Source organism: Asticcacaulis sp. EMRT-3, assembly GCF_030027245.1.
GTDB lineage: Bacteria > Pseudomonadota > Alphaproteobacteria > Caulobacterales > Caulobacteraceae > Asticcacaulis.
Window position 1 is genome coordinate 455,001 of the sequence record NZ_JASERT010000001.1, and the last position, 25,777, is coordinate 480,777.

The window sequence follows — 25,777 nt, forward strand, 5'->3', positions numbered from 1 at the left end:
ACGATCAAGCGTTAAAGGGCTTCTGACGGATGCCTTGGCGTAGAGAGGCGAAGAAGGACGTGGCAAGCTGCGATAAGTACCGGGGAGGCGCTAGCACCCTTTGATCCGGTAATTTCCGAATGGGGAAACCCACCTTTACGGCTCTCTCATTTTAGTGAAGAAAGTGAAGCAAACTGTTGTTGTTTTCCGAACCTACGCACGTAGGTGAGGCAAGCACGACCGTGCGCCCGAGCTTATGCGAGGAACTCGCTGCGCAAGCAGCGCACTAAGATGAGTTAGTTGTTTTAAGGTATAATAAACTGAATACATAGGTTTATTAAGCAAACGCGGTGAACTGAAACATCTCAGTAACCGTAGGAAAGGACATCAACCGAGACTCCGAAAGTAGTGGCGAGCGAAATCGGACCAGGCCAGTGCTCTTGTGAAATAAAGCCGAACAGTCTGGAAAGGCTGACCATAGCGGGTGACAGTCCCGTAGGCATCAAATAGCAAGAGACTCGAGTAGGGCGGGACACGTGCAATCCTGTCTGAACACGGGGGGACCACCCTCCAAGCCTAAGTACTCCTCTACGACCGATAGTGAACAAGTACCGTGAGGGAAAGGTGAAAAGCACCCCGACAAGGGGAGTGAAACAGATCCTGAAATCGGAAGCCTACAAGCAGTCGGAGCCCCCCAGCGGGGTGACGGCGTACCTTTTGTATAATGGGTCAGCGACTTCATGTGCCGAGCAAGCTTAAGCCGATAGGTGTAGGCGTAGCGAAAGCGAGTTTGAATAGAGCGTTAAGTTCGTTGCATGACGACCCGAAACTAGGTGATCTATCCATGAGCAGGATGAAGGTACAGTAACATGTACTGGAGGTCCGAACCCGTGAATGTTGAAAAATTCTGGGATGACTTGTGGATAGGGGTGAAAGGCCAATCAAACCTAGACATAGCTGGTTCTCCGCGAAATCTATTTAGGTAGAGCGTCGGATGTATTCCCTGGGGGGTAGAGCACTGGATGGATGCGGGCGGCGCGAGCTGTACCAATTCTAACCAAACTCCGAATACCCAGGAGAACTGTCCGGCAGACACACGGCGGGTGCTAACGTCCGTCGTGAAGAGGGAAACAACCCTAACCATCATCTAAGGCCCCCAAGTTATGGCTAAGTGGGAAACGATGTGGGATTGCTTTGACAATCAGGAGGTTGGCTTAGAAGCAGCCATCCTTTAAAGAAAGCGTAACAGCTCACTGATCAAGCGATCCTGCGCGGAAAATGTAACGGGGCTCAAGCCATACGCCGAAGATATGGGTTTGCAGTTTACTGCAAGCGGTAGCGGAGCGTTCCGTAAGCCTGAGAAGGTCAACTGTGAGGTTGGCTGGAGGTATCGGAAGTGAGAATGCTGACATGAGTAGCGATAAAGAGTGTGAGAGACACTCTCGCCGAAAGACCAAGGGTTCCTACGTAAAGCTAATCTGCGTAGGGTTAGCCAGCCCCTAAGGCGAGGCCGAAAGGCGTAGTCGATGGGAACCAGGTAAATATTCCTGGGCCAGTGTGAAGTGACGGATGGCATAACTTGTAAGGGCTTATTGGATTGTCCTTGCAGGGGCGTTGTCCCTGGAAATAACTCACACAGAGACTGTACCCGAAACCGACACAGGTGGTCAGGTAGAGTATACCAAGGCGCTTGAGAGAACTATGCTGAAGGAACTCGGCAAATTACACGCGTAACTTCGGGATAAGCGTGACTTGCTCTGGGCAACCAGAAACAAGTGGCACAGGCTAGGGGGTAGCGACTGTTTATCAAAAACACAGGGCTCTGCGAAGCTGTAAAGCGACGTATAGGGTCTGACGCCTGCCCGGTGCCGGAAGGTTAAAAGGAGTGGTGAGAGCTGCGAATTGAAGCCCCGGTAAACGGCGGCCGTAACTATAACGGTCCTAAGGTAGCGAAATTCCTTGTCGGGTAAGTTCCGACCTGCACGAATGGCGTAACGACTTCCCCACTGTCTCCAGCATAGGCTCAGCGAAATTGAATTCCCCGTGAAGATGCGGGGTTCCCGCGGTCAGACGGAAAGACCCTATGAACCTTTACTATAGCTTCGCCTTGGCGTTAGCATCAACATGTGTAGGATAGGTGGGAGGCTATGAAGCGGGGGCGCCAGTTCCCGTGGAGCCATCCTTGAAATACCACCCTTATTGTTGCTGACGTCTAACCGAGGTCCGTTATCCGGATCCGGGACATGGCGTGGTGGGTAGTTTGACTGGGGCGGTCGCCTCCCAAAGTGTAACGGAGGCGCGCGATGGTGGGCTCAGAACGGTCGGAAATCGTTCGACGAGTGCAATGGCATAAGCCCGCCTGACTGCGAGACTGACAAGTCGAGCAGAGACGAAAGTCGGCCATAGTGATCCGGTGGTCCTTCGTGGACGGGCCATCGCTCAACGGATAAAAGGTACTCTAGGGATAACAGGCTGATTTTGCCCAAGAGTCCATATCGACGGCAAAGTTTGGCACCTCGATGTCGGCTCATCTCATCCTGGGGCTGGAGCAGGTCCCAAGGGTATGGCTGTTCGCCATTTAAAGAGGTACGTGAGCTGGGTTCAGAACGTCGTGAGACAGTTTGGTCCCTATCTGCCGTGGGTGTTCGAGACTTGAGAGGATCTGTCCCTAGTACGAGAGGACCGGGATGGACATACCTCTGGTGGACCTGTCGTGGCGCCAGCCGCGCAGCAGGGTAGCTAAGTATGGAATAGATAACCGCTGAAAGCATCTAAGCGGGAAACTAACCTCAAAACAAGGTCTCGCTGAGGATCGTGGTAGACTACCACGTTGATAGGCCGGGTGTGGAAGCAGGGTGACTTGCGAAGCTAACCGGTACTAATAATCCGATAGGCTTGATCGTTCCTCAATAAAACTCATGATAATACTCATCATCAAAGTCCTTCGCGCCGAGAAGCGTTGCTCTAACGCTTCGCTCTTTGAGAGCGGCGCTCAGTGTACTTTGATGATGGGCCATATCGACATCTTTGATCTCGAAGCGGTTCTTCGATCAAAGATGACATGTCGTTCAGCGCGCTCATAGGCGCGCATGTCAGCTTTGTCTTCTCACTTCTTCTCTGTTGACCTGGTGGCTATGCCGGAAGGTCCCCACCCGATCCCATTCCGAACTCGGTCGTTAAGCCTTCCTGGGCCGATGGTACTTCGTCTTAAGGCGCGGGAGAGTAGGTCGTCGCCAGGTCTACAGAGAAGAAGAAAATACCCTTCAATTACATCACAAAAAACCGGGCAGGCTCCCATTGCCCGCCCGGTTTTTTAGTATCTGTATGTGACTTAAACACATGCAAAAACAATCCGGGCTGCGCTCATACGCCCGACATTCTTGGTGACGCGGGGTGGAGCAGCCCGGTAGCTCGTCAGGCTCATAACCTGAAGGTCAGAGGTTCAAATCCTCTCCCCGCAACCAAAATATCGCCGCCCATAATAGGGCGGCTTTTTTGTGCCGGAAAGGGGGGTACGCGCATCAGTCCTCGACAGGCTGTTTCTGGCTGGTTGCTTCCGGCACCGTAAACCGGCCCGCTTCGACGGCGCTGATAAAGGTAAGCGGTGTTTCGCTCACACCTTGACGGCGTAGTTGCAAGGGAGAAGGTGGTCGATCTGGCTTTGCTTATGTCCGCCCGCGATGGCCCTTAGGGTGTTGGTCAGGTAGGCATGGGGATCGATGCCGTTCAGTTTGCACGTTTCGATCAGTGAGGCGATGATGGCCCAGTTCTGGGCGCCGGCGTCATGGCCTGCAAAGAGAGCGTTTTTCCGGTTCAGGGCGATAGGCCGGATCGTGCGTTCAACAGTGTTGTTGTCCAGCTCGACGCAGCCGTCGTCGAGGAACTGGCAGAGGCCGCCCCAGTATTTGGCGATGTAATTCAATGCCTCGCCAAGCGGCGATTTGGCGGCGACACGGCTGCGGTGATTGTTGAGCCATGCCTCTATATCGGCCACTACGGGGCCAGATCGTAATTGTCGTGCAGCCAGACGCACCGCCGGATCGCTACCGCGGATGTCCCCTTCGATCTTGTAGAGATCGGCGATGCGCCTGAGGCCCTCTTCGGCGATTGGCGCCGGACCGGCGCGGGTAATCTCAAACAGCTTACGACGGGCATGCGCCCAGCAATAGGCCAGCCGGATTGCCGGGCCGATACGGTCGGGTGCGATCAGGCGATTGTAACCGGCATAGCCGTCGACCTGCAGAATGCCGGTGAAGCCCTGCAAGATATGTTCGGCATACTGCCCGCCACGCCCGGGCGCGTAGGTGAAGGCCACACCAGGCGGTGCCGCACCGTTCCACGGTCGGTCATCGCGGGCCAGGGCCCAGAAGTATCCGGTTTTTGTTTTACGTGCGCCGGGATCAAGTACCGGGGCGCGGGTTTCATCCATAAAGAGCTTGGTGGATTGCTTCAGATTGGCGATCAGGGCGCCCCACACCGGGCGCAACTCGAACGCGGCCCGGCCAACCCAGTCAGCCAGCGTAGACCGGTCAAGGTCAACGCCTTGGCGGCTATAAATCTGGGCCTGCCGATACAGGGGCAGATGGTCGGCATACTTACTGACCAGCACATGAGCCACAGTCGCCTCAGTCGGCAGGCCACCGGGAACGAGGCGCGCCGGAGCAGAGGCTTGAGTTATGCCATCCGTGCAGGCCCGGCAGGCATATTTGGGGCGGCGGGTGACGATGACGCGGAACTGCGCCGGGATCACGTCCAGCCGCTCGCACCGGTCTTCACCAATGCAATGTAAGCCGTTGCCGCAGGCACAGAGCAGACTGTCAGGCTCAATAACCTCTTCGATGCGGGGCAGATGGCCGGGTAAGGCCCCGCGATTGCCAGCGCGAGACTTTGCAGCCCGTTTACCACAAGGCGCATCGGCCTCTTCCTCAGCATGGATCGCGGCGATAGCGGTTTCAAGGTCTTCCAGGGCCAGTTCAAACTGACCCGGCTCGGCCTTCTCGGATTTGCGCCCGAAGGCGGCCTGCCTGAAGGCGGCGACCAGCTTCTCCAATCGCTCGATCCGGTCATCCTTGCGCAGATTGCGGGCCTCAGAAGCCACCAGCATGGCTTTGAGAACCGCTATATCATCAGGCAAATTGGCGGGGTTGAGCATGACGGCAATCTAACAAAATCCGCTTTTACCTTCCTGCCTAAAATGCCCCCCGAGTCATCTTGTCGCAGCTATTCCACCGCCTCCGGTGCACGCGCCTCCAGGGCCCGGACTCGGCGCCAGTCCAGCCCCGAGAACAACGCCTCAAACTGAGCATGGCTAAGGCTCATAAGTCCGTCCTTGATCGCCGGCCAGGTGAACACATGCGCCTCCAGCCGTTTATAGGCCATCACCAGTCCGGTGCCGTCCCAATAGAGCAACTTCAGGCGGTCCGCCTTGCGCGACCGGAAGACGAAGACCGTGCCGGTGAAGGGGTCTTTGTGCAATTGGTTCTTCACCAGTGCGGCAAGACCATCATGCCCTTTACGGAAGTCGATTGGCTTGGTCGCCACCATGATCCGTACCCGGTTTGACGGGAAGATCATACCGACGCCATCATGGCACACGCAACTGCCGCAATACGATCTGCTGAAGCGTCGTCTTCAAGACGGATCGTCACATTCCCGACCACGATCTCAGGCCTGATAGCCGGATGCGTAGCCGCGACCGGGGCCGGTTCGCTGACCACCAGAGCGCTAAATTCAACGTCGTCCTCAGGCGCCGGCAAGATCAACTTGCCCCTCCGCGCCAAGGTGCGCCATGAAGACAGGTGGTTCGCCTTTACCCCGGCACGGCGCGCCACTTCATTGACGCTTACCCCAGGCCGCAAGGTCTCTGCAACAAGCCGCGCCTTGACCTCATCCGGCCATCGGCGCGAACGCCGGGTCCCACTGCGGACCGCCCTTCCAGTGAGAATCTCCGGTGTAGTCTCCATGGAGAAAGTCCCTCTCGTTCAACTCTGAACAAGCCATGCGCAGATCAATGCCGAAAAGGGAACGTGGGGGCAGAACACCGCTTACTGATAAAGCCATCGGCCCAGGCGCTGATGTCATATGGATTGGCGAGCAGCGCGCCGTGCAGTTCGGCGGCGGCGCCGGCGAATTCCGACAACAGCAGCACGCCCTTGCCATTCCAGGCCTCCTTGGCGATGACATATTCCTTGGCGACCAGATTAAGCCCGTCGCGCAAAGGGGAAATCCAGGCCACATCGGCGGCACCATAATAGGCCATCAGGTCTTCAAAGGGCAGGCTGCGGAAGAAGAAGCGCACCGGCGTCCAGTCCATGCGCCCGAAACGGCCATTGATACGTCCGATGGCAGCCTCGATGTCCTGCTGGATGGTTTGATAGACCGTCATGCCGGGGGCGGCCGGGGTGCAGATATTGATCAGACTGACCTGGTCGTGCATTTCCGGGTGGTCGCTGAGCAGTTGTTCGAAGGCCGCCAGTTTTTCGAGTTGGCCCTTAATACCAACTTGCGCAGACCTGAACCTATTTGGTTGCAAGTTGGTATTCGTTTTTTTGCAGCTCAAGCGCCGCATGGCTCGCCGCATACGCGGCGACGCGCAGTCGCGCTTGCCAAGCTGCGATGAGTCAAAGTCATCGCAGCTTGGTATAACGTAATCGAGGCGCTCGACCGACAGGATGGTGGTCTTGCCGCGCATTTCCTCTTCGATGGCCGCTATGCGCTGGCGTGTTTCGGGCATGTCCATCAGCGAGCGGACGTGATCGACATGGATGCCGACGGGATGGGCTCCCAGGCGCAGGCGGCGATGTGCGGCCACAATTTCAGCCGGATACAGATTGCAGGCGACCGCCGCACCAAAGGCCATGAAGCGTGGCGCGCTGGCATAGGATTTGACGATTCGCGTTTCACAATGCGCCTCGACCGCATCGACGAATGCAAACCGCGCTAACAGGATGCTGAAGACGCCGGCTAGGGGGGGCGGCCTCTTCAACATCCTGTCAGGCTTTTATTTGTGCGCATACGCACATCTGGGGCCCAAAAGTGCGTCACACTTTTCGGGATGGGCTCTAATACGGGCCGGTGTCGCGCGTGGCCTCCACCGCCGCATCGCCGCCGGTTTTCAGCGCCTGACGAATGCCGGCACCATAGGCCGGATCGATCCGGTCAAAATGACCGAGTGCGCGTTCGATGATAAAGTCGGGGACTCCTTTCATCGAACCGGCAATACTTGCGCAGGTGCGTTGTTTTTCACCGGCGTCGAACAGGTTGAACAGGGCGCGGATCTGACCGTAATCGTCATTGCCTGCGCGGTGATCATAGCGGTCGGCGTCGCCCGAAATTTTGAGCGGCGGTTCGCGGTATTCCGTGGCCTGAACCGGGCCGCCGAAGCTGTTGGGCTCATAATAGGCGTCCGGGTTCTTGAAGTTATCGAAGAAGCGCATGGCGCCATCGGCATGGTAATTATGCACCGGACATTTCGGTGCATTGACAGGCAGGGCCTCATAATGGGTGCCCAGGCGATAGCGATGGGCGTCGGCATAGGAGAAGATGCGCGCCTGCAACACCTTGTCGGGTGAGAAACCGATACCCGGCACGATATTCGACGGCGAATAGGCGGCTGATTCCACCTCCTGAAAATAATTGTCAGGATTGCGGTTCAGTTCAAGCACACCGACCGGGATCAGCGGGTAATCCTTGTGCGTCCACACCTTGGTCAGGTCGAACGGATTATAGGGCGTCTTTTCCGCATCGGTTTCGGGCATGATCTGCACCTGCAAATCCCATTTGGGATATTGGCCGCCCTCAATGGCGTTATACAGCGCCTCCTGGTAGCTTTCGCGGGTTTCGCCGATCAGCCGGGCGGCCTCGGCATTGCTGTGATTGACCTTGCCCTGACGGGTCTTGAAGTGGAACTTGACCCAGAAGCGCTCGCCATCATGATTGATAAAGCTGTAGGTGTGCGAGCCATAGCCGTTCATGTGCATCGGCGAAACCGGTATGCCGCGATCCGACATCAGTATGGTAACCTGATGCAGGGATTCGGGGCTCAGGCTCCAGTAATCCCACATGGCGGTGGGCGAACGCAGATGGGTTCGCGGGTGGCGTTTTTGCGTGTGGATGAAGTCGGGGAACTTGTACGGATCGCGGATAAAGAAGACGGGCGTGTTGTTGCCAACCATATCCCAGTTGCCTTCCTCGGTATAGAATTTCACCGAAAAGCCGCGCACATCGCGTTCGGCATCGGCTGCGCCCAGTTCACCGGCCACGGTGGAGAAGCGCGTGATCACCGGCGTCACCTTGCCGATGTCGGAGAACAGGCGGGCGCGCGTATAGCGCGAAATGTCGTGGGTGACGGTAAAGGTGCCGTGCGCGCCCCAGCCCTTGGCGTGAACCACGCGCTCAGGAATGCGTTCGCGGTTCTGGTGGGCCAGCTTTTCGATGAGCTGGTAATCCTGCATCAGAACAGGGCCGCGCGGTCCCGCCGTCAGCGCATTCTGATTATCGGCGATCGGCGCGCCGGCAGTGGTGGTATGGTAAGGGCATTTGGGTTCGGACATGGTTTCGATCCTGTAATGGCAGCGAGACGGGCTTGCGTTTTTCTGAGAGGCTCAGGGTAAGAATGGGTGCTTAATAAGTCAAATTGATTGTTATTTACTTTTCAATAAGGTAAGCTTATATAAAGTCTCGACACGACCCCCGTTCCGGCGCGTTCGATTGTACTTGATGTATGATCAGACGGGCTGTAGGGCCGTTGTTTTTATAGATGGAGATGCAGATGACCGAAGATGATGACGAGATCGTGGTAAAGGATGCCAATGGCACCCGCCTTAGTGACGGCGACAGTGTCACTTTGGTCAAGGATCTGAAGGTCAAGGGTTCGGGCGGCGTGACGCTGAAACGTGGCACATTGATCCGTCAGATACGCCTGACCGATGACGAGGCCGAGATTGAATGCAATCATGAAAAGGTGCGCGGACTGGTTTTGCGTACCGAGTTCGTCAAAAAAGCCTGAGCCCGCGGCGAAGCGTGGGTCATCAGCAGGAGAAACGACATATGCGGATCGTCATGGCGAAACAGGATGACAAAGCGGCGTGGTGGCCGCTGTGGCAGGCCTATCTCGCTTTTTATGAAAACCCCTTGCCCGACGATCTCAGCGAACTGACCTTCGCGCGCTGCCTCGATCCGGCGTCGGGCATGGAATTGCGGCTGGCGAAGCAGGATGGCGAGACGGTGGGGTTCGCCCTGTGTGTCTATCATCCGTCATCTTGGTCGCGCAGCGGCTATTGCTATCTCGAAGACCTGTATGTGACGGAAGCTGCGCGCGGCCAGGGCGTGGGCCGGGCGCTGATCGAGGCGGTGGCGGCGGGCGCAAGCGAGCGCGGTGCGGAAAAGCTTTACTGGCAGACTCACGAACATAATGCCACGGCGCGCGCCCTATACGATCAAGTGGCCACAAAGACGGATTTTGTCAGCTATATGCGGCCATTGCTGGCTTCTGGGCCATCTTAGACCGGCTGATCCGTGCGATAGGGGTTGATAAAGATAGCCTCTACGGGCCTGTCGAAGACCGCAGCGATTTTGTAAGCCAGGTCGAGCGACGGGCTGTGCTTATCGGTTTCGAGTGCGATAACGGCCTGACGTGACACACCCAAGCGGCTGGCGAGATCGGCCTGCGTCAGGCCTTTTTCGGTGCGTAGTTCGCGCAGGTTCTGCTTCACGAGGCTTGTCTCGACGCAATACGGGTCAGGCCGAACAGGCCCCAGAATAACAGATAGACGAGATAGAGCGAAAAATGACGGGCATTGGCGTTGCTTTCTATAAAGCCCCATGCCGAGCAGATGAACAGGGTCAGACCGGTGGCGGTAATGAAGCGCTTGACCAGCAGACCGCGCAGATATTCATCGACCCTGTCTATGTAGTTCATGAAAACAAGGATCGTGCCGCCAATGGGCAAGGCGGGCAAAACCGCCATGACGTAAAGCAGCGCTCCCGTTGGCTGTTGAGATTTGATGAACAGGACGGAAGCGAACAGAACGATGATATAGACGGCCACCCAGGCCAGGAACCAGATATTATACTGACAGGTCGGCGATTTGAGGTTCATGAATTTGCTCCGGAAAGTATGTAAGGTAAGCTTTACATTTTAGGCAATGTCATGTCAACCTTACATTACAAAAAAAGTAAAGTTTGCCTTACATTTTATTGGTATTGAAATGGTAGATACCAATTTGGGCTTGGCAAGCGCCGCGCCATGTGGGATGAGTTGTGGCACAACAGGGGACGCACATGGCCACGGTGATTGATTTCAAGAAACGCGAAAAGACGTCCTCCGCACCGGCGAAGCCGCGTTTCGAGGCGCTCGATATATTGCGTGGCCTGTTCATCATCGGCATGTTGCTGGCCAATAATGCCGGTGACTGGGGCCATATCTACACGCCGTTCGATCACGCCGAATGGCACGGCTTCACCATGACCGATATGGTGTTTCCGGGCTTTATGGTCTGCGTTGGCATCTCGATGACCCTGTCGCTGGGGCGGCGCATGAAGGCGGGCGGCAAACCCGCCATGGCGCTGCACGCCGGTCGCCGCGCCCTGATCCTGATCGCGCTCGGCATATTTCTCAATGCCCTGCCGTGGTTTGATCTGGCCCATCTGCGCTTTCCGGGCGTGCTGCAACGCATCGGCATCTGCTATGGTCTGGCCACGGCTCTGGTGCTGCTGCATTCGCATCAGGACAGTTCCGGTCGCCTGATCCTGCATCCGCGCGCCCTGGCCTTCTGGGCAGGCGGTCTGCTGGCGGCCTATGCCGTGCTGCTGCGCTTCGTGCCGGTGCCCGGTTTCGGGCCTAACCATTTCGACGCGGTGATGAGCTGGCCCGCCTATGTTGATCGCGCCGTCTTCGGCCCCAACCATATCTGGATGCAGGCCAAGACCTATGATCCAGAGGGCATTCTTTCCACCTTCCCGGCGATTTTCAACATATTGGCGGGCATATTGATCGGCCTGTTTATCAATGATCGCACGCCGCAAAAAGCGATTGGCGGCGTGGTGGCGGCAGGGCTGATGCTGGCTCTGGCCGGACTGGCGCTCGATCCCTCTCTCCCGATCATCAAGAAGTTATGGACGCCCAGCTTCGCCCTGCTGACCAGCGGCATCGCCTTTTTGCTGCTGGCTGCACTGATGCAAATCATGGACAAGATGGGCCATAAACGCTGGGCCATGCCGATCCGCGTCTTTGGCACCAACGCCATACTGGCCTATGTTTTCGCCTGGCTGCTGGCGGTGGGCCTCGATGTCAGCGGACTGTACCGCATGATGACCGAATGGATGCTGGGCTGGATGCACGATCCCTATGCCATGTCGCTGGCCTTTGCCGTGCTGGTGCTGGTCGTCGTCTGGCTGGTGGTTTTGCCCTTTTACCTCAGGAAGATATTCCTGAAAATCTAAGCGCCTTACCGCTCGGTCGGCAGGCCAGCGCCCTTCCAGCCATAGAGGCCGCCCGCCAGATGATGGTCTATGTCCAGACCCATCGCCTGAAAATACTCAGCCGCCTTGGCGGAGCGCACGCCACCGGCGCACGACAGCACGATCATCTTCTCCCCGGCATCGGGCAGGGCGGCGGGATCAATCACCGACAAGGGCAGGCTGACCGCCCCCTTGATGCGCTCGGCGTCAAATTCATGCGGTTCGCGCACATCGACCAGCACGATCTGCCCGGCTTCCAGACCGGCGGCGACCTCTTCGGGGGACATATTGATGACGGGCATAGCAGTCTCCGGCAGACATGAAACGATACGCCGCGATACGCTTTTCGTCGCCTGACGGCAAGATTGTCTGTGTATTTTTATATGTAGTATAATTTTTTACTGGTGCTGGCTGCCTTGGCCGTGCCATTCTGGAGGCTATAAAAAAGCGGGAGTGAAAAGACATGCGTTCAGCGGTATCGGCTGCGGCCATCGCACTTGTTCTGGCGGGCCTTTGCGGTGGTCAGGCCGTGGCCGAATCCCGGCTTCCGGCCAGCACGGCCCAGCCCTATCAGTGGGCCAGCGTGCCGTGGCATGGCGGCGGTTTCGTTGATGGCTTCCTTTATCATCCCACCGAAAAAGGCCTGCTCTACGCCCGCACCGATGTCGGCGGCATGTATCGCTATGATGCGCAGGCACAGCGCTGGATTCCGCTGATGGACGGTTTCGGTCACGACGACTGGGATTGCTTCGGCGTGATGAGCATGGCGGTGGACCGCCACGATCCGAACCGGCTATACGCCACCTGCGGCCTGTATCTCAATCCGAACGTGCCCGATGGCGCGGTGGCCCGTTCCGATGACCGGGGCGCCACCTGGAAGCTGACCCGGCTGCCGGTGAAGATGGGCGGCAATGCGATGGGGCGCGGCACGGGTGAGCGCTTGCAGGTCGATCCGGCCGACAGCGATCATCTGTGGCTCGGCACGCCGCAGGACGGCCTGTGGGAATCGCATGATGGTGGCAAATCTTTCACGCGCAACACGGCCTTTACGCCCAAATCGGTCAGCGTGGTGCTGCTGTCGGGCGATGGCCAGACCGTGTGGGCCGGATCGGGCGAGACGGGCGAGGGGCTGTTCGTCAGCCATGACGGCGGTAAAAGCTTTACGGGCGTGGTCGGTTCGCCGCGCCTGATCCCGCACCAGATGGCTCTGGGCACGGACGGCACGCTCTACGCCACCTTCTCTGACGGTCTGGGGCCGTGGGCGGTGACGAACGGCGCGGTCTGGAAGCTGTCGCCGCAGGGCGTGTGGACGGACATATCGCCGATCCACCCCTCGAAAGCCGACAGTTTCGGTTTTTCCGGCCTCGATCTGCAACACGGCACGCTGGTCGTCTCGACCTCCGACCACTATCCGGGGCGCGACGATCTTTATGTCAGCCATGACGGCGGTGCATCGTGGAAACCGGTCGGGCCGCAATCGCATCACGATATTTCGCAGGATCCGTGGCTGAAATCCTATATGGGCGACGCTGATCATCCCCAAAAAGACAAGGACGCGGCTAACCGTCGCAATATGGGCCATTGGATGGATGCGGTGAAACTCAACCCGTTCCATCCCGACGAACTGGTCTATGGCACCGGCTATGGCGTGTGGATGACCGATGATCTCGGTCACCTCGATACGGGCGGCACGGTTGATTTCCAGTTCCGCGACGATAATTTCGAGGAAACCGTCATTCTCGGCCTCGAAAGCCCGCCGCAAGGCGCGCATGTGCTGGCGGCGATGGGTGATGTGTCGGGCGCGGGCTGGGACGATGTGACCAAGGGGCCGGACGCCTATCTGTTCGCACCGACGCACGAAACCAACCAGTCGGTCGCCTTTGCCGCCCTGAAGCCGCAGGTGGTGGTGCGCGCTGCCGATAATAACCGTTCACACGGCTATATTTCGTACGATGGCGGCCAAAGCTGGCAGGGTTTCGCCTCGGCCCCGCCGCCTCTGGCCGGGCAGGAATGGCACGACCACCGCGCTGGCCGAATCGCCATTTCGGCGGATGCGTCGTCTATTGTGTGGATGCCGGAAAACGCCTCGACCTATGTCTCGCAGGATGGCGGCAAAAGCTGGATCGCCGCAAAAGGCTTTCCGGCGCCCGACCGCGGGCTGGATCCGATCGCCGACAAGCTATCGCCGCACACCTTCTATGTGTTTGATCGCAAGACCGCGACCATCTATGCCAGCCATGATGGCGGCCTGAACTTCGCACCGTGGTTTGATAATCTGCCAGGTCTGACCCCCTGGCAAAACGGCCAGTTGCGCGCCGTGCCGGGGCGGGCGGGCGACCTGTGGCTGGCCTTGCCGCAGGGGCTTTATCACGTCCAGGACGGCAAGGCGCAGGCCGCCGCGCAGGTTACGCAAGCCTGGCAGGTGACGTTCGGCAAGTCCGCGCCGGGCCAGACCTATCCTGCTGTCTTCCTGTGGGGCCAGGTGGGCGGCGTCGAGGGCCTGTGGCGTTCGGACGACGAAGGTGCATCATGGGTGCGCATCAATGACGACGCCCACCGCTTCGGCAATATGCGCGCCATCGCCGGTGATCCACGCGACTATGGGGTTGTGTATATCGCACCGGACGGGCGCGGCGTGATGGTGGGCCGGATGGCGAAGCCTTAGGATGGATCGAAATTTAGCAACCCCTCCGTCATCTTCGCCCTGACGGGCTTGCTGCCACCTCCCCATCTTCGCTTCGCTCGACAAGGAGAAGGGATGTGCCGCCTGTCACCCTCCTCCCCATTCATGGGGAGGTGTCGATCCGGCTCAGGCCGTTTACGTCCTCAGTAGGTTTCGCTGTTGTTGAACACAAAGGCCGGGCCAATATCGACCGTCTGTTTCGCGCTGTTGAGGTGAACCACGAAGACCAGCTTACCGGCGGCATAATCCTTATCGGCGGTCGTTTTCAGCGTGTAGAGCGCCCACTGGCCGGTGACGTTGAAATCGGCTTCGGCGCCGACATTGGTATAGGGGGCTTCGTTGATCTGCACGCGGCTGTGCAGCACGGCGGGCTGGCCGTCGTCGCGTTTCGCCTTCAGGAAGATGTCGCATTCGATCTGGTCGCCCGCCTTGATCGGCTTGTCGAGGCTTGTTTGTGCCGCAGCGGCGTAGGATTCGCCCACGCCCGTCGCCTTGACCTCGATGGCGGCTCCGCCCTGCACGCTGGCGTCCTTGATCTTCTTGTTGGTTTGCGGGCCATAGATGACCAGGCTTGCCGGATTGGGGTTGTTGATCAGATGCTTCATCGGATCGTCATCGGCGCGGGCGGCGCTAAAAGCGAGCGGCATGGCGATCAGGGCGCAGACGGCCGCGGCGAAGAGGTGGCGTTGCATGGTCTATCCTTCCTGTTTCAGACGCTCCCTTCGGAGCTTTCTTATTTTTGAAAGAGGAAACTGGCATACAAATTTCATTTTGACCACACGGTCAAAAAGAACGGGCGAAACTTACGTCCCGCCCGTTGCTTTTAGGTATCAGTCGAAGCCGATATTACCCCCGTGCCGGTGCCGTTTTGAAGGCGTCGGCGATGGCTTCGCGCAGCGGCTTGGGCTTGAAATTGTCGTCATAGGGGGTGGGGCGCAGGCGCACCCCGTCTTTGCGCGGCGTGAAATCCTGCAACCAGCTAAACTTGTCGTCCATACCCCAGCACAGAACGTCTTTCGTTTGCGTATAGCTGAGGATCTGGTCGAGATAGAGCCGCCCGACGGTCGCCACGATGGCGTCGCGCTTGTCGATGTCACTGGTCGGGATGGTGGCGTCATCGACGTCGAATTCAGTGACGAGCAGATCATAGCCCATGCCGGTCACCTCATCGAGGAAGTCCTTCCAGTCATTGACCTGCGCCGCCAGCAGATCAAAACCGTTGCCGATATGGCTCTGCACGCCCAGCGCATCGACCGGCACCTTGTTGTCGCGGAACCAGTGCAGCAGCTTGAGCACGCCCTTGCGGTGGGTTTCATTGCCGGTTTCCCAGCTCATATAGTCATTATAGACAAGCTGCATCTGCGGCAGGTTTTCGCGCGCAGCTTCAAAGGCGATGCGTAAGGAATCGATGCCGAGCACGCGCGTAAAGGCATTGGCGCGCACCTCGCCGGTTTTCGGGTCGATAGTTTCGTTGACCACGTCCCATGAGGTCAGGCGCGTGCCGTAATGGCGGGTGACCCTGGCGATATAGTCGCGCAGCATTTTTTCGGCCTCGGCCTTGCCGGAGAACTTATAATCCTTCAGCCATTTCGGCGTGTATTCGTCGCGCGCCCAGATCAGGTTGTGGCCGCGCATGGCCATCTTGTGCTCTTCGGCGAAGTTAAGGATCGCGTCGCCCGGTGCGAAATTATAATCGGTCGGGTTGGTATTGTGCGTGACGTACATCTTCAGCTCGTTTTCGGGCACGATGATGTTGCATTCACGAATCACGATCGCCGTCACATCTGGGTTCAGAATGCCGGTTCGGCTGGCGCTGATCGCCGTGCCGAAGCGCAAGCCTTTGGCGGCGGCCAGCGCGCCAAGCGAGGGTGATGCGGTCTGCGCCAGGGCGAGGCCGGGCAGGGCGCTTGCGGCCAGGGCCGTCGCGCCCAGAGCGGTGATCGATTGGCGGCGGGTGAAATTCGCAGGTGCGAGATTTTGGCTCATGAAAGATTCCCTGTTGAATTTTTGTCTGTTAGCGGTAACAGTGACAGCAACAAATTGCGCCGTCAACCGATATGCTCATGCCTGAAGTCAAGGCGCGGGAATCAGCTTAAAACGACGGGCACAATCCTTCAAAACCGGGCCATTACGTCCCGGCAAGCCGTTACAGGGAAAATATTATGAGCCAGACCCGTCACCCGACCCGCCGCGCCTTTACCGCAGGTGCGGGTATTTCCACCCTGGCCCTGACGATGGGCGCGGCTACGGGGGCTATGGCCAAGGCCAAGACCAAGGCCGCCGATACCCCGCTCTATAAGGACGCCAGCCAGCCCATCGATGCGCGCGTCGAGGATCTGCTGGGCCGCATGACGCTCGAAGAAAAGGTCATGCAGATGGAGTGCGTCTGGCAGGCCAAGGGCGCGATCATGGACGCCCAGGGCAATTTTGATCCCAAAAAAGCCGCCGCTGTTTATCCGAACGGCCTCGGCATGATGGCACGTCCTTCGGACCGTGTCGGCGTCCATGCCGTCACCGGCGCGGGCGATAACGGCACGACGCCGAATCGCAACGCTTTTGACACCGCCACCTATATCAATGCCGTGCAAAAGTGGGCGGTCGAGCAGACGCGCCTCGGCATCCCGCTGATCATGCACGAAGAAGCGCTGCACGGCTATGTGGCGCGCGACGCCACCTCCTTCCCGCAGGCTATCGGACTGGCCTCGTCCTTCGATCCCGATATGGCGCAGCGCATCTTCTCGGTGGCGGCGCGCGAAATGCGCGCGCGCGGGGCCAATTTCGCCCTGGCCCCGGTGGTCGATGTGGCGCGTGATCCGCGCTGGGGCCGGATCGAGGAAACCTATGGCGAAGACCCGCACCTGTGCGGTGAAATAGGCAAGGCGGCTGTGCTGGGCTTCATGGGCGATACCCTGCCCCTGGCCAAGGACAAGGTGTTCGCCACGCTCAAGCACATGACTGGTCACGGTCAGCCCGAAAACGGCACCAATGTCGGCCCCGCCGATCTCGGCGAGCACGAGTTGCGCGAGGATTTCTTTCCGCCGTTCGAGAAGATCATCAAGGAGACCAATGTCCGCGCCGTCATGCCCTCGTATAATGAGATCGACGGTGTGCCTTCCCATGCCAATAAGTGGCTGCTGACCACCATCCTGCGCGGCGAATGGGGCTTTAAGGGCGTGACGGTGTCCGACTATTTCGCCATCAACGAACTGATTACGCGCCACCATCTGGTGTCCGATCTGACGGATGCGGCTTACCGCGCCATCAAGGCTGGTGTCGACATCGAAACCCCGGATGCCGCCGCCTATCCGAACCTGCCAGCCCTGATCAAGGCGGGTCGTGTGTCCGAAGACGAAATCAGTGAGCCGGTAAAGCGCATTCTGGAAATGAAGTTCCAGTCGGGCCTGTTTGAAAACCCCTATGTTGACGCCAAGATCGCCGACAGTCTGACCGCCGCACCCGACGCCGTGGCCCTGGCCCATGAGGCGGCGACGAAGACGGTGGTGTTGCTGAAAAATAATGGCATTCTGCCGCTGCAACCGGCCAAGGTCGGCAAGCTGCTGGTGCTGGGCACTCATGCGCGCGACACGCCGATCGGCGGCTATTCCGATGTGCCGCGCCATGTCGTGTCGATCCTCGAAGGCATGCAGGCCGAGGGCAAAAAGTCGGGATTCGAGGTGGATTATTCCGAGGCCGTGCGCATCACCGAAGGCCACATCTGGGGTCAGGACGAGGTGCATTTCACACCCGACTCGATCAATGACAAGCTGATTGCCGACGCCGTGGAAGCCGCCAAATCCGCCGACACCATCCTGATGGTGCTGGGCGGTAACGAACAGACTTCGCGCGAAGCCTGGGCCGACAACCATCTGGGCGACCGCGAGTCGCTCGACCTGATGGGCCGCCAGAACGATCTGGCAGAGCGGATTTTCGCGCTCGGCAAACCCACTGTGGTCTTCCTGCTCAACGGTCGCCCGCTGTCGGTCAACCGGATCAATGACAAGGCCGACGCGATTGTCGAGGGCTGGTATATGGGCCAGGAAACCGGCTGGGCCGCCGCCGATATTCTGTTTGGCCGCGTCAATCCGGGCGGCAAGCTGCCGGTGTCGATCGCTCACAATGTCGGCCAGTTGCCGATCTATTATAACTACAAGCCGACCGCGCGCCGTGGCTATCTCGACGGCACCACCAAGCCCTTGTTCCCGTTCGGTTATGGCTTGAGCTATACCACTTTCGACATCTCGGCCCCGCGTCTGGCCAAGGCGACGATGGGAGTGGCCGATTCCACCGAGGTCAGTATCGATGTGAAGAATACCGGCTCCGTGACCGGCGACGAGGTGGTGCAGCTCTATATTCGCGACGATGTCTCTTCGGTGACGCGCCCGGTACTCGAACTCAAGCATTTCAAGCGCATCACGCTCAAGCCGGGCGAAGTCCAGACCGTCACCTTCACCATCGCACCGCCCGACCTGTGGTTCTATAACACCGATATGCAGCGCGTTGTCGAACCGGGCACCTTTACCATCTCGGCGGGAGCGAATAGTGTCGATCTGAAGACGGCGACCCTGACGGTCGCTTAAAAAGGGTGCGGCCTGGAACAGGCTGTTTTTCGGGCCGCACCGCCATCAGATGAATGACATGGGAGTGACATCATGGACGATATGCGGCGCAAACTTCTGACGGGCGCTATCGCCGGTGGAGCGGCGTTTTCACTGGCGGCCTCTTTGGCCACGGGGGCGCGGGCGCAGAATGCCGGACAGAACAATGCCGAATCGGAAAAGGTGCAAAGCCAGCTTCAGGATTTTAACGGGCCGGAGCTGAATGTCACGCCGGTGGGCGAGGACTGGGCGCAACTGCATCGCTATCATGACGCCAATACCGGTGTCGCCGCCCTGCCGCAGGATAAGCGCCGCGTCGTCATGATGGGCGATTCGATCACCGACAACTGGGCCAAGCCGGATTTTTCGGGCACCTTCTATGCCGATAACGGTCTGATCGGGCGCGGCATTTCCGGTCAGGTGTCGGCGCAGATGCTGGTGCGCTTTATGCCCGATGTGGTGGCCCTGCGGCCGCAGGTTGTGCATATCATGGCGGGCACCAATGATGTGGCCGAAAACAAGGATCCTTACGATCCGGTGGCCACCACCAATAATTTGCAAGCCATGATCAGCCTGGGGCGTCTGTTCGGCATGAAGGTGCTGCTGGCCAGCGTGCCGCCCGCCCTGAGCTTTTCCTGGCGTCCCGGCATCGTCAACCCGCATGAAAAAATTGTCGGCATCAATACATGGCTGAAATCGGTGGCGGCGGCGCAGGGCTGTACCTATGTCGATTACTGGCCGGTTCTGGCCACGCCCGATGGCGGCCTCAAGCCCGAACTGGGCATCAATGGCAACACCGTGCATCCCAATGTGCAGGGCTATGCCCTGATGCAGCCGATCCTGCTGGCGGCGGTCAATTCGGCACTGGCGGCTGGCTGATGCGGTTGTGGCCCGGACTGATCGCAATGGTGGCTCTGGCCTGCGGGCCGGTTGCCTACGCCGCCTGCGAAGGCCCGGTCGCGGTTTGCGACGGAGCGGGCGAGGGCGTGGCCCTGATCAGCCATGATAAGCCGGTCAGTGTCTATGTCGATGCGGACGCCGAAAAGCCGGTGGCGCGCGTGGCCAGTGATTTCGCTGCCGATCTGGGCCGGGTGTCGGGCACGGACGCCACCATCATTCACAGCCTTGATGGCGTGAAGGGCGATGTGGTGGTGATCGGCGAGATCGGTCACTCAAAGCTGATCGATGCGTGGATCAGGGCCGGTAAGCTCGATGTGTCGGCCATCAAGGGACAGTGGGAAGCCTATGGCCAGCAGGTGATCGGCTTGCCCGGCGGCGGCCATGCGCTGGTGATCACCGGGGCCGACAAGCGCGGCGCCATCTATGGCACCTATGATATTTCGGCGAAGATGGGGGTGTCGCCCTGGTACTGGTGGGCCGATGTGCCGGTGGCGCACAAGGACGATCTGCACGTCACGGCGGGGATGCGCCACGATCAGCCGGTGGTGAAATATCGCGGCTTTTTCATCAATGACGAAGACCCGGCCTTTGGCGGCTGGGCGAAGGAGAAATTCGGCGGCGTCAATCATCTGGCCTATGAGAAGGTGTTCGAACTCGATCTGCGCCTGAAGGGCAATTTCCTGTGGCCCGCCATGTGGGGCAAATCGATTGCCGATGATGATCCGCAAAGCCTGAACACGGCTGATGATTACGGCATTGTGCTGGGCACGTCGCACCATGAACCGATGATGCGCGCCCAGGAAGAATGGCACCGCCATCAGGATCAGGGCGTGACCGGCGGCGCGTGGGACTACACGAAGAACGCCGACAATCTCAATAAGTTCTGGCGTGGCGGCATTGAGCGCATGGTTGCGTGCTCAAGCAGCGGCAGCGTTAGCACAACGAAAAAGTGCGGTCATGAAGATGTTGTGACCATCGGGATGCGTGGCGATGGCGATGAGCCGATGACCGAAGGCAATGCCATCCCCCTGCTGGAAGAGATCGTCACCGACCAGCGTAAAATCATCGCCGATGTGACAGGCAAACCGGCCAGCGAGACACCGCAGGTCTGGGCCCTCTATAAAGAGGTGCAGGACTATTACGATCACGGCATGAAGGTGCCGGATGACGTGACCCTGCTGTTTTCCGACGATAATTGGGGGCAGATACGCCGCCTTCCCAAATATGGCGCGCCGCAACGCGCGGGCGGCTATGGCATCTATTATCATTTCGATTATGTCGGCGCGCCGCGTAACTATAAATGGATCAATACCAACCAGATCGAAAAGACCTGGCAGCAGATGGAACTGGCCGACGAGGCGGGGGCGGATCGCCTGTGGATCGTCAATGTCGGCGACATCAAGCCGATGGAATATCCGCTCAGCTTCTTCCTCGACATGGCGTGGAACCCGAAGGCGATGACGCCTGACGCGCTGGCTGCCTATCCGGCGAAGTGGGCGGCGCAGCAGTTCGGGCCGGATCATGCGGCGGAGATCGGCGAAATTCTGACGCGCTACTCGCAGTACAATGCGCGCAAGAAGCCGGAATTGCTGGATGCCGACAGTCTTCCGGTGCAGGATCTGCAAAATATGACGACAGATTACCACAGGCTGGCGTCCGAAACCGACAGGATCGGGGCTCTCCTGCCGAAGTCGGACGCAGCCGCATGGTACGAGCTTGCCGAATATCCTGTTGCGGCCAGTGCCAATCTCTATGCGCTGTATAATGCGGTGGCCACGAACCGGCTGATCGCGGATAAGAATCCTGACATGGCAGATCAGTTTGCGAACAAGGCGGATGCGGCCTTCGCTACGGATGCAGCGATGGCGGCGCATTATAATGGCCTGCTTGACGGCAAGTGGGATCATATGATGGATCAGACCCATATCGGCTATGACAACTGGCAGGAACCCAAAACCAATATCATGCCGGCGCTGGTGCGAAGCTCGGGCCATGCCACGGCGACAGTCACGCAGCCCGAAGCCGTGCCGGCCAGCCCTCCGCTGCCAAAGGATGGCCCCGTCACGGATGCGGGCCAAGGTTATATCGCTATCGAGGCCCCGCATTTCAGCCGCAAGACCGAGGCGCACGGTGTTCGCTGGCAGGTCATCCCCAATCTTGGCCGTACGCTCGGTGCGGTGATCTCCCTGCCGCAGATCGCGCCCGCCATCACTGATGGTTCGATGCAGCTCGATTACGACATCACCACCAGCAAAGATACGGACGCCACGCTGAACCTCTATCTGGCACCGACTCTGGACACCCAGGGGGCAAGTTCTGAAAAACCCGGCGGTCTGCGCATCGGCGTCAGTATTGATGATCGTCCCGTCCAGATTCTGAGCTATGATCTTAAGCCTGATAAGCCCGACTGGAACCAGGCGGTAAAAGATAATATCGTTATTTTGCAAGCGGTTTTCCAGAGCCTGAAGCCGGGAGCGCATACGATCCGGGTCTTCCGGATCGACGGCAATGTGGTGCTGGAGCGGCTGGTGCTGGACACGGGCGGGCTGAAACCGTCCTATCTCGGCCCGCCGGAAAGTCTGCAAAAATGACCCCTTCGGGCCCTTCGGGCTCATGGCTTTGCAAAAGCTATACTTTTGCTTTGCCAAACCCCACGCTTGCGCGCAGGGAGGAGGGCGGGCGTCCTCCTCCTCCCTATCGAGCCTTTGGCGAGGATGGGGAGGTGCCGGCGAAGCTGGCGGAGGGGTAAAACCTAACGAACGAAAGTTTGAGAGACCTATTATGAAAATTACCGCAGCCCGCGTCATTGTCTGCTCGCCCGGACGCAATTTCGTCACGCTGAAGATCGAAACCGACCAGGGCGTCTATGGCATAGGCGACGCCACCTTGAATGGCCGCGAAAAGTCGGTTGTGGCCTATCTCGAAGACCACGTCATCCCCACCCTGATCGGCCGCGATCCGCGCCGCATCGAAGACATCTGGCAATATCTCTATCGCGGGGCCTATTGGCGCAGGGGGCCGGTCACCATGCGCGCCATAGCCGCCGTCGATGTGGCTTTGTGGGACATCAAGGCCAAGATGGCGGGTATGCCGCTCTATGATCTGCTGGGCGGGCGTTCGCGCGATGGCGTGCTGGTCTATGGCCACGCCAATGGCACGGACATCGCCCATACTTCCGAACAGGTCGGCCATTACCGCGACCTCGGCTATAAGGCGATCCGCGCCCAGTCGGGCATTCCGGGCGTCAAGGGCGCTTATGGCGTCGGGCGCGGCGATATGTATTACGAGCCCGCCGATGCGGCCCTGCCCACCGAAACCCTGTGGAATACGGCCTCCTATCTCAGATTCGCGCCCAAGCTGTTTGAACAATTGCGCGCCGATCATGGCGACGACATCCACCTGCTGCACGATGTCCACCATCGCCTGACGCCCATTGAGGCGGGCAGGCTGGGCAAGGATCTGGAACCCTACCGCCTGTTCTGGATGGAAGATGCCACGCCCGCTGAAAATCAGGAGGCCTTCCGCCTGATCCGTCAACATACCACCACGCCTCTGGCCGTCGGGGAAATCTTCAATACGCTGTGGGACGCCAAGGATTTGATCAGCGAACAACTGATAGATTATCTGCGCATGACGATTGTTGGCTCGGGCGGGGTGACGCACCTGCGCCGCGTGGCCGATTTCGCCGCTGTCTATCAGGTGCGCACCGGCAGCCACGGCGCTACCGATCTGTCGCCGGTGACGCTGGGCACGGCGGTGCATTTCGACACCTGGGTGCCCAATTTCGGCATTCAGGAATATATGCGCCATTCGCCCGAAACCGACGCGGTCTTCCCGCACGATTACCGCTTCGCCGACGGTTACCTCTATGCCGGTGAGGCCCCTGGTCACGGCGTTGACATTGATGAAAAGCTGGCGGCCAAATACCCGTATGCGCCCAAGCAACTGCCGATTGCCCGCCTCGAAGACGGCAGCATGTGGAACTGGTAGACGTACGCTTCGGATATAATAACAAGGTCACAAACCACCATGCCACGCTCCGAAGACCATAGCTTACGCGCCAAGCTCAGCGAGCTGATGCACGCGCGCACCATTCCGCTGTTCACGGCCCCCGCCGTGGTGCGAAGCTGGCTGTGCCTCGTCTCTGACGATGAACGGGCGGCTGAAACAGAATGGGTCAACAGCCTGGGCACACCCGTCGATGGCCGGCTGGCCGAGACAACGCCGAAAGGCGGCATGATCTGGGAGCGACACGGCGAATTTTCGACCTGGCTGCAATTCAGCCTCGCCCTCGATCCACGCGCCGCCCTGCGCGAAGGGCTTGGCTTTTGCAGTCTGCGCACCGAGGATTTCGCCTGGCTGGAAGGGGCGCCGGGGCAGGTGTTCCGCTCGGTCGAAATCGTGGTGATGGCCCATGAACCCAAGGCCGCCCAGTTCAGCGGCGTCATCGACCTCGCTCAGGCCGTCTGTTGCGATGTGTTCGATCACAAGGCGCGCATCTGGAGCGACTTCCGCGCCCATGAAGGCGGTGCAGGGCGCATCTATGTGCAGGATAAGGGGCTGAAAAACGACGAACTTTCCCGTCTGCTGCAAGGCCTGATCGAGATCGGCCATTATCGCAAGCTGGCCCTGCTGGGCTTTCCGGTGGCGCGCGATCTGATGGGCTGGCTCAAAGACGCCGAGGCGCGGCTGGCGACGGTGACGGCCGATATGGCGGCGCAATCGGCCTCGCAGGAGGTTTTGCTGGAACGGCTGATGACGCTGTCGGCCGAGGTGGAAAGCCGCGCCAATGCCGTGCGCTTCCGGCAGGGGGCTACCGAAGCCTATGATCGCCTGACCTCCGACCGGTTGGTTTCGCTGCGCGAAAGCCGCGTCGAGGGCCATTCCACCATGCAGGAATTTATCGAGCGCAGACTCCAGCCCGCCATGCGCACCTGTGAGGCGGCGTCGCGCCGGCTGGATGACCTGTCGGTGCGCTTAAGCCGGGCGTCCGATCTGCTGCGCGCCCGTATCTCGATCTCGCTGGAGGTGCAGAACCAGAGCCTGCTCAAAAGCATGGACCTGCGCGCCCGGCTGCAAATGAAACTGTCGGCTCTGGTCGAAGGCTTATCGGTCTTCGCCGTCAGCTATTATGTGTTCAACCTCGTCAAATATGCGCTTGATCCGCTGCTGGCCGGGCACGAAAAGCTGGCGCATTTTCTTTATGCGCCGCTGATCGTGGCCATCATCGCCCTGGCCTGGCTGTTCATCACGCGCCGCAAGAAAACGATCGAGGGCGCGGCGGAATAGGCCTATACCGCCTTCGCCCAGAACAGGCCCGTCTTCAGCGTGAACGAGCCGTCGGCCTGCACCTTCAGGGCGTCGCGCACCTCGGCGGGGGCCTCGTCGAGCAGGGTGCGGATCATGGCGGCGCGCTGGTCGGAGGTGCGCATCCGCGTCACCCAGGCGCTGAAATCGAGCGGCAGGGGCCAGTCGGCTTCCTCAACCATTTCGAAACCGGACGCAGCGATCAGATCGCGCCATTGCGACGCCTTGAGATTGCGCAGGTGCGAGCGGTCGCGCAGCACTTCGATGGCCTGTAAATGGGTATCGACCAGATCATCCTCGTCGCCCAGCACATCGATCATCAGCAGATAGCCGCCGGTTTTGACCACACGGCGCATCGCCTTCAGCGCCACCGGCAGATTGCGCCAGTGGTGGGCCGAATAGCGCGAGGCGACGACGCAGAATTCGCCATCCGCAAAGGGCAGGGCGTCAGCGCTGGCCTGTACCGTTTCGATGGTCAGGCCGCGCAACTTAGCCGTTTGCGCCACCGTGGCCAGCATGGCCGGTGACGGATCGCAGGCCACGGTGCAGTTCAGGTGCGGGGCCAAAGCATAGGCCAGATGACCGGCGCCGCAGCCAATATCGAGCCCCTTGCCCTTATAGGCCGGGATGGCGGCGCTGACCGTCTCGGCGGCGCGCTTCAGATCGGGGCCTTCTGCGTGAACGCGGCTGGTCAGATAGGCGGCGGCCTGCGGATCGAACTGGTTGTGCACGGTCTGGGAATGGTCGGTCATTTGGAAAAGCTCCTTGCGATGGAGGCGAGCATATCCCGAATTTAAGGGGGTACAAGATGGTATCTTATGGTGGTATAAGAGGTGACAGTTCAGGAGTTATC

The 25,777-nt window shown here is 59.2% G+C and carries 20 protein-coding genes, 1 tRNA gene and 2 rRNA genes; 12 read left to right on the forward strand and 11 right to left on the reverse strand.

Features of this window, described 5'->3' with window-relative positions:
- Positions 1–2 precede the first annotated feature (2 nt).
- The 3 genes from QB905_RS02220 (at position 3) to QB905_RS02230 (ending at position 3,443) form a co-directional block, all read left to right on the forward strand.
- Positions 3–2,882: ribosomal RNA gene (locus QB905_RS02220) — 23S ribosomal RNA — on the forward strand.
- Between the two features lie 221 nt (positions 2,883–3,103).
- Positions 3,104–3,218 (forward strand): 5S ribosomal RNA (gene rrf, locus QB905_RS02225).
- Positions 3,219–3,366: 148 nt separating this feature from the next.
- Positions 3,367–3,443: transfer RNA gene (locus tag QB905_RS02230), tRNA-Met, on the forward strand.
- Positions 3,444–3,592: 149 nt separating this feature from the next.
- Here QB905_RS02230 and tnpC read toward each other — a convergent pair.
- From tnpC to QB905_RS02250, 5 genes are all read right to left on the reverse strand, one after another.
- Positions 3,593–5,131 carry an IS66 family transposase gene (gene tnpC, locus QB905_RS02235; RefSeq protein WP_282972944.1) on the reverse strand — a complete coding sequence of 513 codons (1,539 nt, stop codon included), beginning with the start codon at positions 5,129–5,131 and terminating at the stop codon, positions 3,593–3,595.
- A gap of 68 nt (positions 5,132–5,199) precedes the next feature.
- Positions 5,200–5,553 carry an IS66 family insertion sequence element accessory protein TnpB gene (tnpB, locus tag QB905_RS02240; protein WP_282972945.1) on the reverse strand — a complete coding sequence of 118 codons (354 nt, stop codon included), beginning with the start codon at positions 5,551–5,553 and terminating at the stop codon, positions 5,200–5,202.
- Positions 5,550–5,942 (reverse strand): IS66-like element accessory protein TnpA, encoded by a 393-nt coding sequence (tnpA, locus tag QB905_RS15260; protein WP_461781760.1) that lies wholly within the window; start codon positions 5,940–5,942, stop codon positions 5,550–5,552. Before tnpA ends, tnpB begins: the two co-directional genes overlap by 4 nt.
- A gap of 44 nt (positions 5,943–5,986) precedes the next feature.
- On the reverse strand, positions 5,987–6,967 hold the full coding sequence (locus QB905_RS02245) for a trehalose-6-phosphate synthase (RefSeq protein WP_282972946.1): 981 nt from the start codon (positions 6,965–6,967) through the stop codon (positions 5,987–5,989).
- 73 nt (positions 6,968–7,040) lie between these two features.
- Positions 7,041–8,531, reverse strand: a complete 1,491-nt coding sequence (locus QB905_RS02250; protein ID WP_282972947.1) for a catalase — start codon at positions 8,529–8,531, stop codon at positions 7,041–7,043.
- Between the two features lie 218 nt (positions 8,532–8,749).
- Here QB905_RS02250 and QB905_RS02255 point away from each other — a divergent pair, with 218 nt between their 5' ends.
- Positions 8,750–8,986: an alkylphosphonate utilization protein gene (locus QB905_RS02255; RefSeq protein WP_282972948.1), complete on the forward strand. Its 237-nt coding sequence runs from the start codon at positions 8,750–8,752 to the stop codon at positions 8,984–8,986.
- A gap of 41 nt (positions 8,987–9,027) precedes the next feature.
- The gene (locus QB905_RS02260) at positions 9,028–9,483 is read left to right on the forward strand and encodes a GNAT family N-acetyltransferase (RefSeq protein ID WP_282972949.1); all 456 of its coding nucleotides are present in this window, start codon (positions 9,028–9,030) and stop codon (positions 9,481–9,483) included.
- On the opposite strand, the gene QB905_RS02265 is transcribed toward QB905_RS02260, so the two are convergent.
- Both QB905_RS02265 and QB905_RS02270 read right to left on the reverse strand, forming a co-directional pair.
- Positions 9,480–9,692: a helix-turn-helix transcriptional regulator gene (locus QB905_RS02265; RefSeq protein WP_282972950.1), complete on the reverse strand. Its 213-nt coding sequence runs from the start codon at positions 9,690–9,692 to the stop codon at positions 9,480–9,482. The genes QB905_RS02260 and QB905_RS02265 overlap by 4 nt on opposite strands.
- Positions 9,689–10,078, reverse strand: coding sequence for a hypothetical protein (locus QB905_RS02270; RefSeq protein WP_282972951.1), 390 nt, complete (start codon positions 10,076–10,078; stop codon positions 9,689–9,691). The genes QB905_RS02265 and QB905_RS02270 overlap by 4 nt, the downstream gene beginning before the upstream one ends.
- 182 nt (positions 10,079–10,260) lie before the next feature.
- Here QB905_RS02270 and QB905_RS02275 point away from each other — a divergent pair, with 182 nt between their 5' ends.
- Complete coding sequence (locus QB905_RS02275) at positions 10,261–11,421, forward strand: acyltransferase family protein (protein ID WP_282972952.1); 1,161 nt, start codon at positions 10,261–10,263, stop codon at positions 11,419–11,421.
- A gap of 5 nt (positions 11,422–11,426) precedes the next feature.
- Here the strand turns inward: QB905_RS02275 and QB905_RS02280 are convergent, their stop codons facing one another.
- Positions 11,427–11,741 carry a rhodanese-like domain-containing protein gene (locus QB905_RS02280; protein ID WP_282972953.1) on the reverse strand — a complete coding sequence of 105 codons (315 nt, stop codon included), beginning with the start codon at positions 11,739–11,741 and terminating at the stop codon, positions 11,427–11,429.
- A gap of 161 nt (positions 11,742–11,902) precedes the next feature.
- On the opposite strand from QB905_RS02280, the gene QB905_RS02285 reads away from it, so the two are divergent.
- Positions 11,903–14,104, forward strand: coding sequence for a beta propeller repeat protein (locus tag QB905_RS02285; RefSeq protein WP_282972954.1), 2,202 nt, complete (start codon positions 11,903–11,905; stop codon positions 14,102–14,104).
- 161 nt (positions 14,105–14,265) lie between these two features.
- Here QB905_RS02285 and QB905_RS02290 read toward each other — a convergent pair whose 3' ends face one another.
- Both QB905_RS02290 and QB905_RS02295 read right to left on the reverse strand, forming a co-directional pair.
- Positions 14,266–14,814 carry a hypothetical protein gene (locus tag QB905_RS02290; protein ID WP_282972955.1) on the reverse strand — a complete coding sequence of 183 codons (549 nt, stop codon included), beginning with the start codon at positions 14,812–14,814 and terminating at the stop codon, positions 14,266–14,268.
- Between the two features lie 154 nt (positions 14,815–14,968).
- Complete coding sequence (locus QB905_RS02295; RefSeq protein ID WP_282972956.1) at positions 14,969–16,108, reverse strand: endo-1,4-beta-xylanase; 1,140 nt, start codon at positions 16,106–16,108, stop codon at positions 14,969–14,971.
- Positions 16,109–16,284: 176 nt separating this feature from the next.
- On the opposite strand from QB905_RS02295, the gene QB905_RS02300 reads away from it, so the two are divergent.
- From QB905_RS02300 to QB905_RS02320, 5 genes are all read left to right on the forward strand, one after another.
- The gene (locus tag QB905_RS02300) at positions 16,285–18,699 is read left to right on the forward strand and encodes a glycoside hydrolase family 3 N-terminal domain-containing protein (RefSeq protein WP_282972957.1); all 2,415 of its coding nucleotides are present in this window, start codon (positions 16,285–16,287) and stop codon (positions 18,697–18,699) included.
- Positions 18,700–18,771: 72 nt separating this feature from the next.
- Positions 18,772–19,596, forward strand: coding sequence for a GDSL-type esterase/lipase family protein (locus QB905_RS02305; protein ID WP_282972958.1), 825 nt, complete (start codon positions 18,772–18,774; stop codon positions 19,594–19,596).
- Positions 19,596–22,208, forward strand: a complete 2,613-nt coding sequence (locus tag QB905_RS02310; RefSeq protein WP_282972959.1) for a glycosyl hydrolase 115 family protein — start codon at positions 19,596–19,598, stop codon at positions 22,206–22,208. Before QB905_RS02305 ends, QB905_RS02310 begins: the two co-directional genes overlap by 1 nt.
- 187 nt (positions 22,209–22,395) lie before the next feature.
- Positions 22,396–23,607 (forward strand): D-mannonate dehydratase ManD, encoded by a 1,212-nt coding sequence (gene manD / locus QB905_RS02315; protein ID WP_282975553.1) that lies wholly within the window; start codon positions 22,396–22,398, stop codon positions 23,605–23,607.
- Positions 23,608–23,646: 39 nt separating this feature from the next.
- On the forward strand, positions 23,647–24,906 hold the full coding sequence (locus tag QB905_RS02320) for a DUF3422 domain-containing protein (protein ID WP_282972960.1): 1,260 nt from the start codon (positions 23,647–23,649) through the stop codon (positions 24,904–24,906).
- Positions 24,907–24,908: 2 nt separating this feature from the next.
- Here the strand turns inward: QB905_RS02320 and QB905_RS02325 are convergent, their stop codons facing one another.
- The gene (locus QB905_RS02325; protein WP_282972961.1) at positions 24,909–25,676 is read right to left on the reverse strand and encodes a class I SAM-dependent methyltransferase; all 768 of its coding nucleotides are present in this window, start codon (positions 25,674–25,676) and stop codon (positions 24,909–24,911) included.
- Positions 25,677–25,777: the final 101 nt, after the last annotated feature.

Coding starts and splice junctions, on each gene's coding strand:
- tnpC (WP_282972944.1), bottom strand. CDS start 5,131: ATGCTCAACCCCGCCAATTTGCCTGATGATATAGCGGTTCTCAAAGCC.
- tnpB (WP_282972945.1), bottom strand. CDS start 5,553: ATGATCTTCCCGTCAAACCGGGTACGGATCATGGTGGCGACCAAGCCA.
- tnpA (WP_461781760.1), bottom strand. CDS start 5,942: ATGGAGACTACACCGGAGATTCTCACTGGAAGGGCGGTCCGCAGTGGG.
- QB905_RS02245 (WP_282972946.1), bottom strand. CDS start 6,967: ATGTTGAAGAGGCCGCCCCCCCTAGCCGGCGTCTTCAGCATCCTGTTA.
- QB905_RS02250 (WP_282972947.1), bottom strand. CDS start 8,531: ATGTCCGAACCCAAATGCCCTTACCATACCACCACTGCCGGCGCGCCG.
- QB905_RS02255 (WP_282972948.1), top strand. CDS start 8,750: ATGACCGAAGATGATGACGAGATCGTGGTAAAGGATGCCAATGGCACC.
- QB905_RS02260 (WP_282972949.1), top strand. CDS start 9,028: ATGCGGATCGTCATGGCGAAACAGGATGACAAAGCGGCGTGGTGGCCG.
- QB905_RS02270 (WP_282972951.1), bottom strand. CDS start 10,078: ATGAACCTCAAATCGCCGACCTGTCAGTATAATATCTGGTTCCTGGCC.
- QB905_RS02275 (WP_282972952.1), top strand. CDS start 10,261: ATGGCCACGGTGATTGATTTCAAGAAACGCGAAAAGACGTCCTCCGCA.
- QB905_RS02280 (WP_282972953.1), bottom strand. CDS start 11,741: ATGCCCGTCATCAATATGTCCCCCGAAGAGGTCGCCGCCGGTCTGGAA.
- QB905_RS02285 (WP_282972954.1), top strand. CDS start 11,903: ATGCGTTCAGCGGTATCGGCTGCGGCCATCGCACTTGTTCTGGCGGGC.
- QB905_RS02290 (WP_282972955.1), bottom strand. CDS start 14,814: ATGCAACGCCACCTCTTCGCCGCGGCCGTCTGCGCCCTGATCGCCATG.
- QB905_RS02295 (WP_282972956.1), bottom strand. CDS start 16,108: ATGAGCCAAAATCTCGCACCTGCGAATTTCACCCGCCGCCAATCGATC.
- QB905_RS02300 (WP_282972957.1), top strand. CDS start 16,285: ATGAGCCAGACCCGTCACCCGACCCGCCGCGCCTTTACCGCAGGTGCG.
- QB905_RS02305 (WP_282972958.1), top strand. CDS start 18,772: ATGGACGATATGCGGCGCAAACTTCTGACGGGCGCTATCGCCGGTGGA.
- QB905_RS02310 (WP_282972959.1), top strand. CDS start 19,596: ATGCGGTTGTGGCCCGGACTGATCGCAATGGTGGCTCTGGCCTGCGGG.
- QB905_RS02320 (WP_282972960.1), top strand. CDS start 23,647: ATGCCACGCTCCGAAGACCATAGCTTACGCGCCAAGCTCAGCGAGCTG.
- QB905_RS02325 (WP_282972961.1), bottom strand. CDS start 25,676: ATGACCGACCATTCCCAGACCGTGCACAACCAGTTCGATCCGCAGGCC.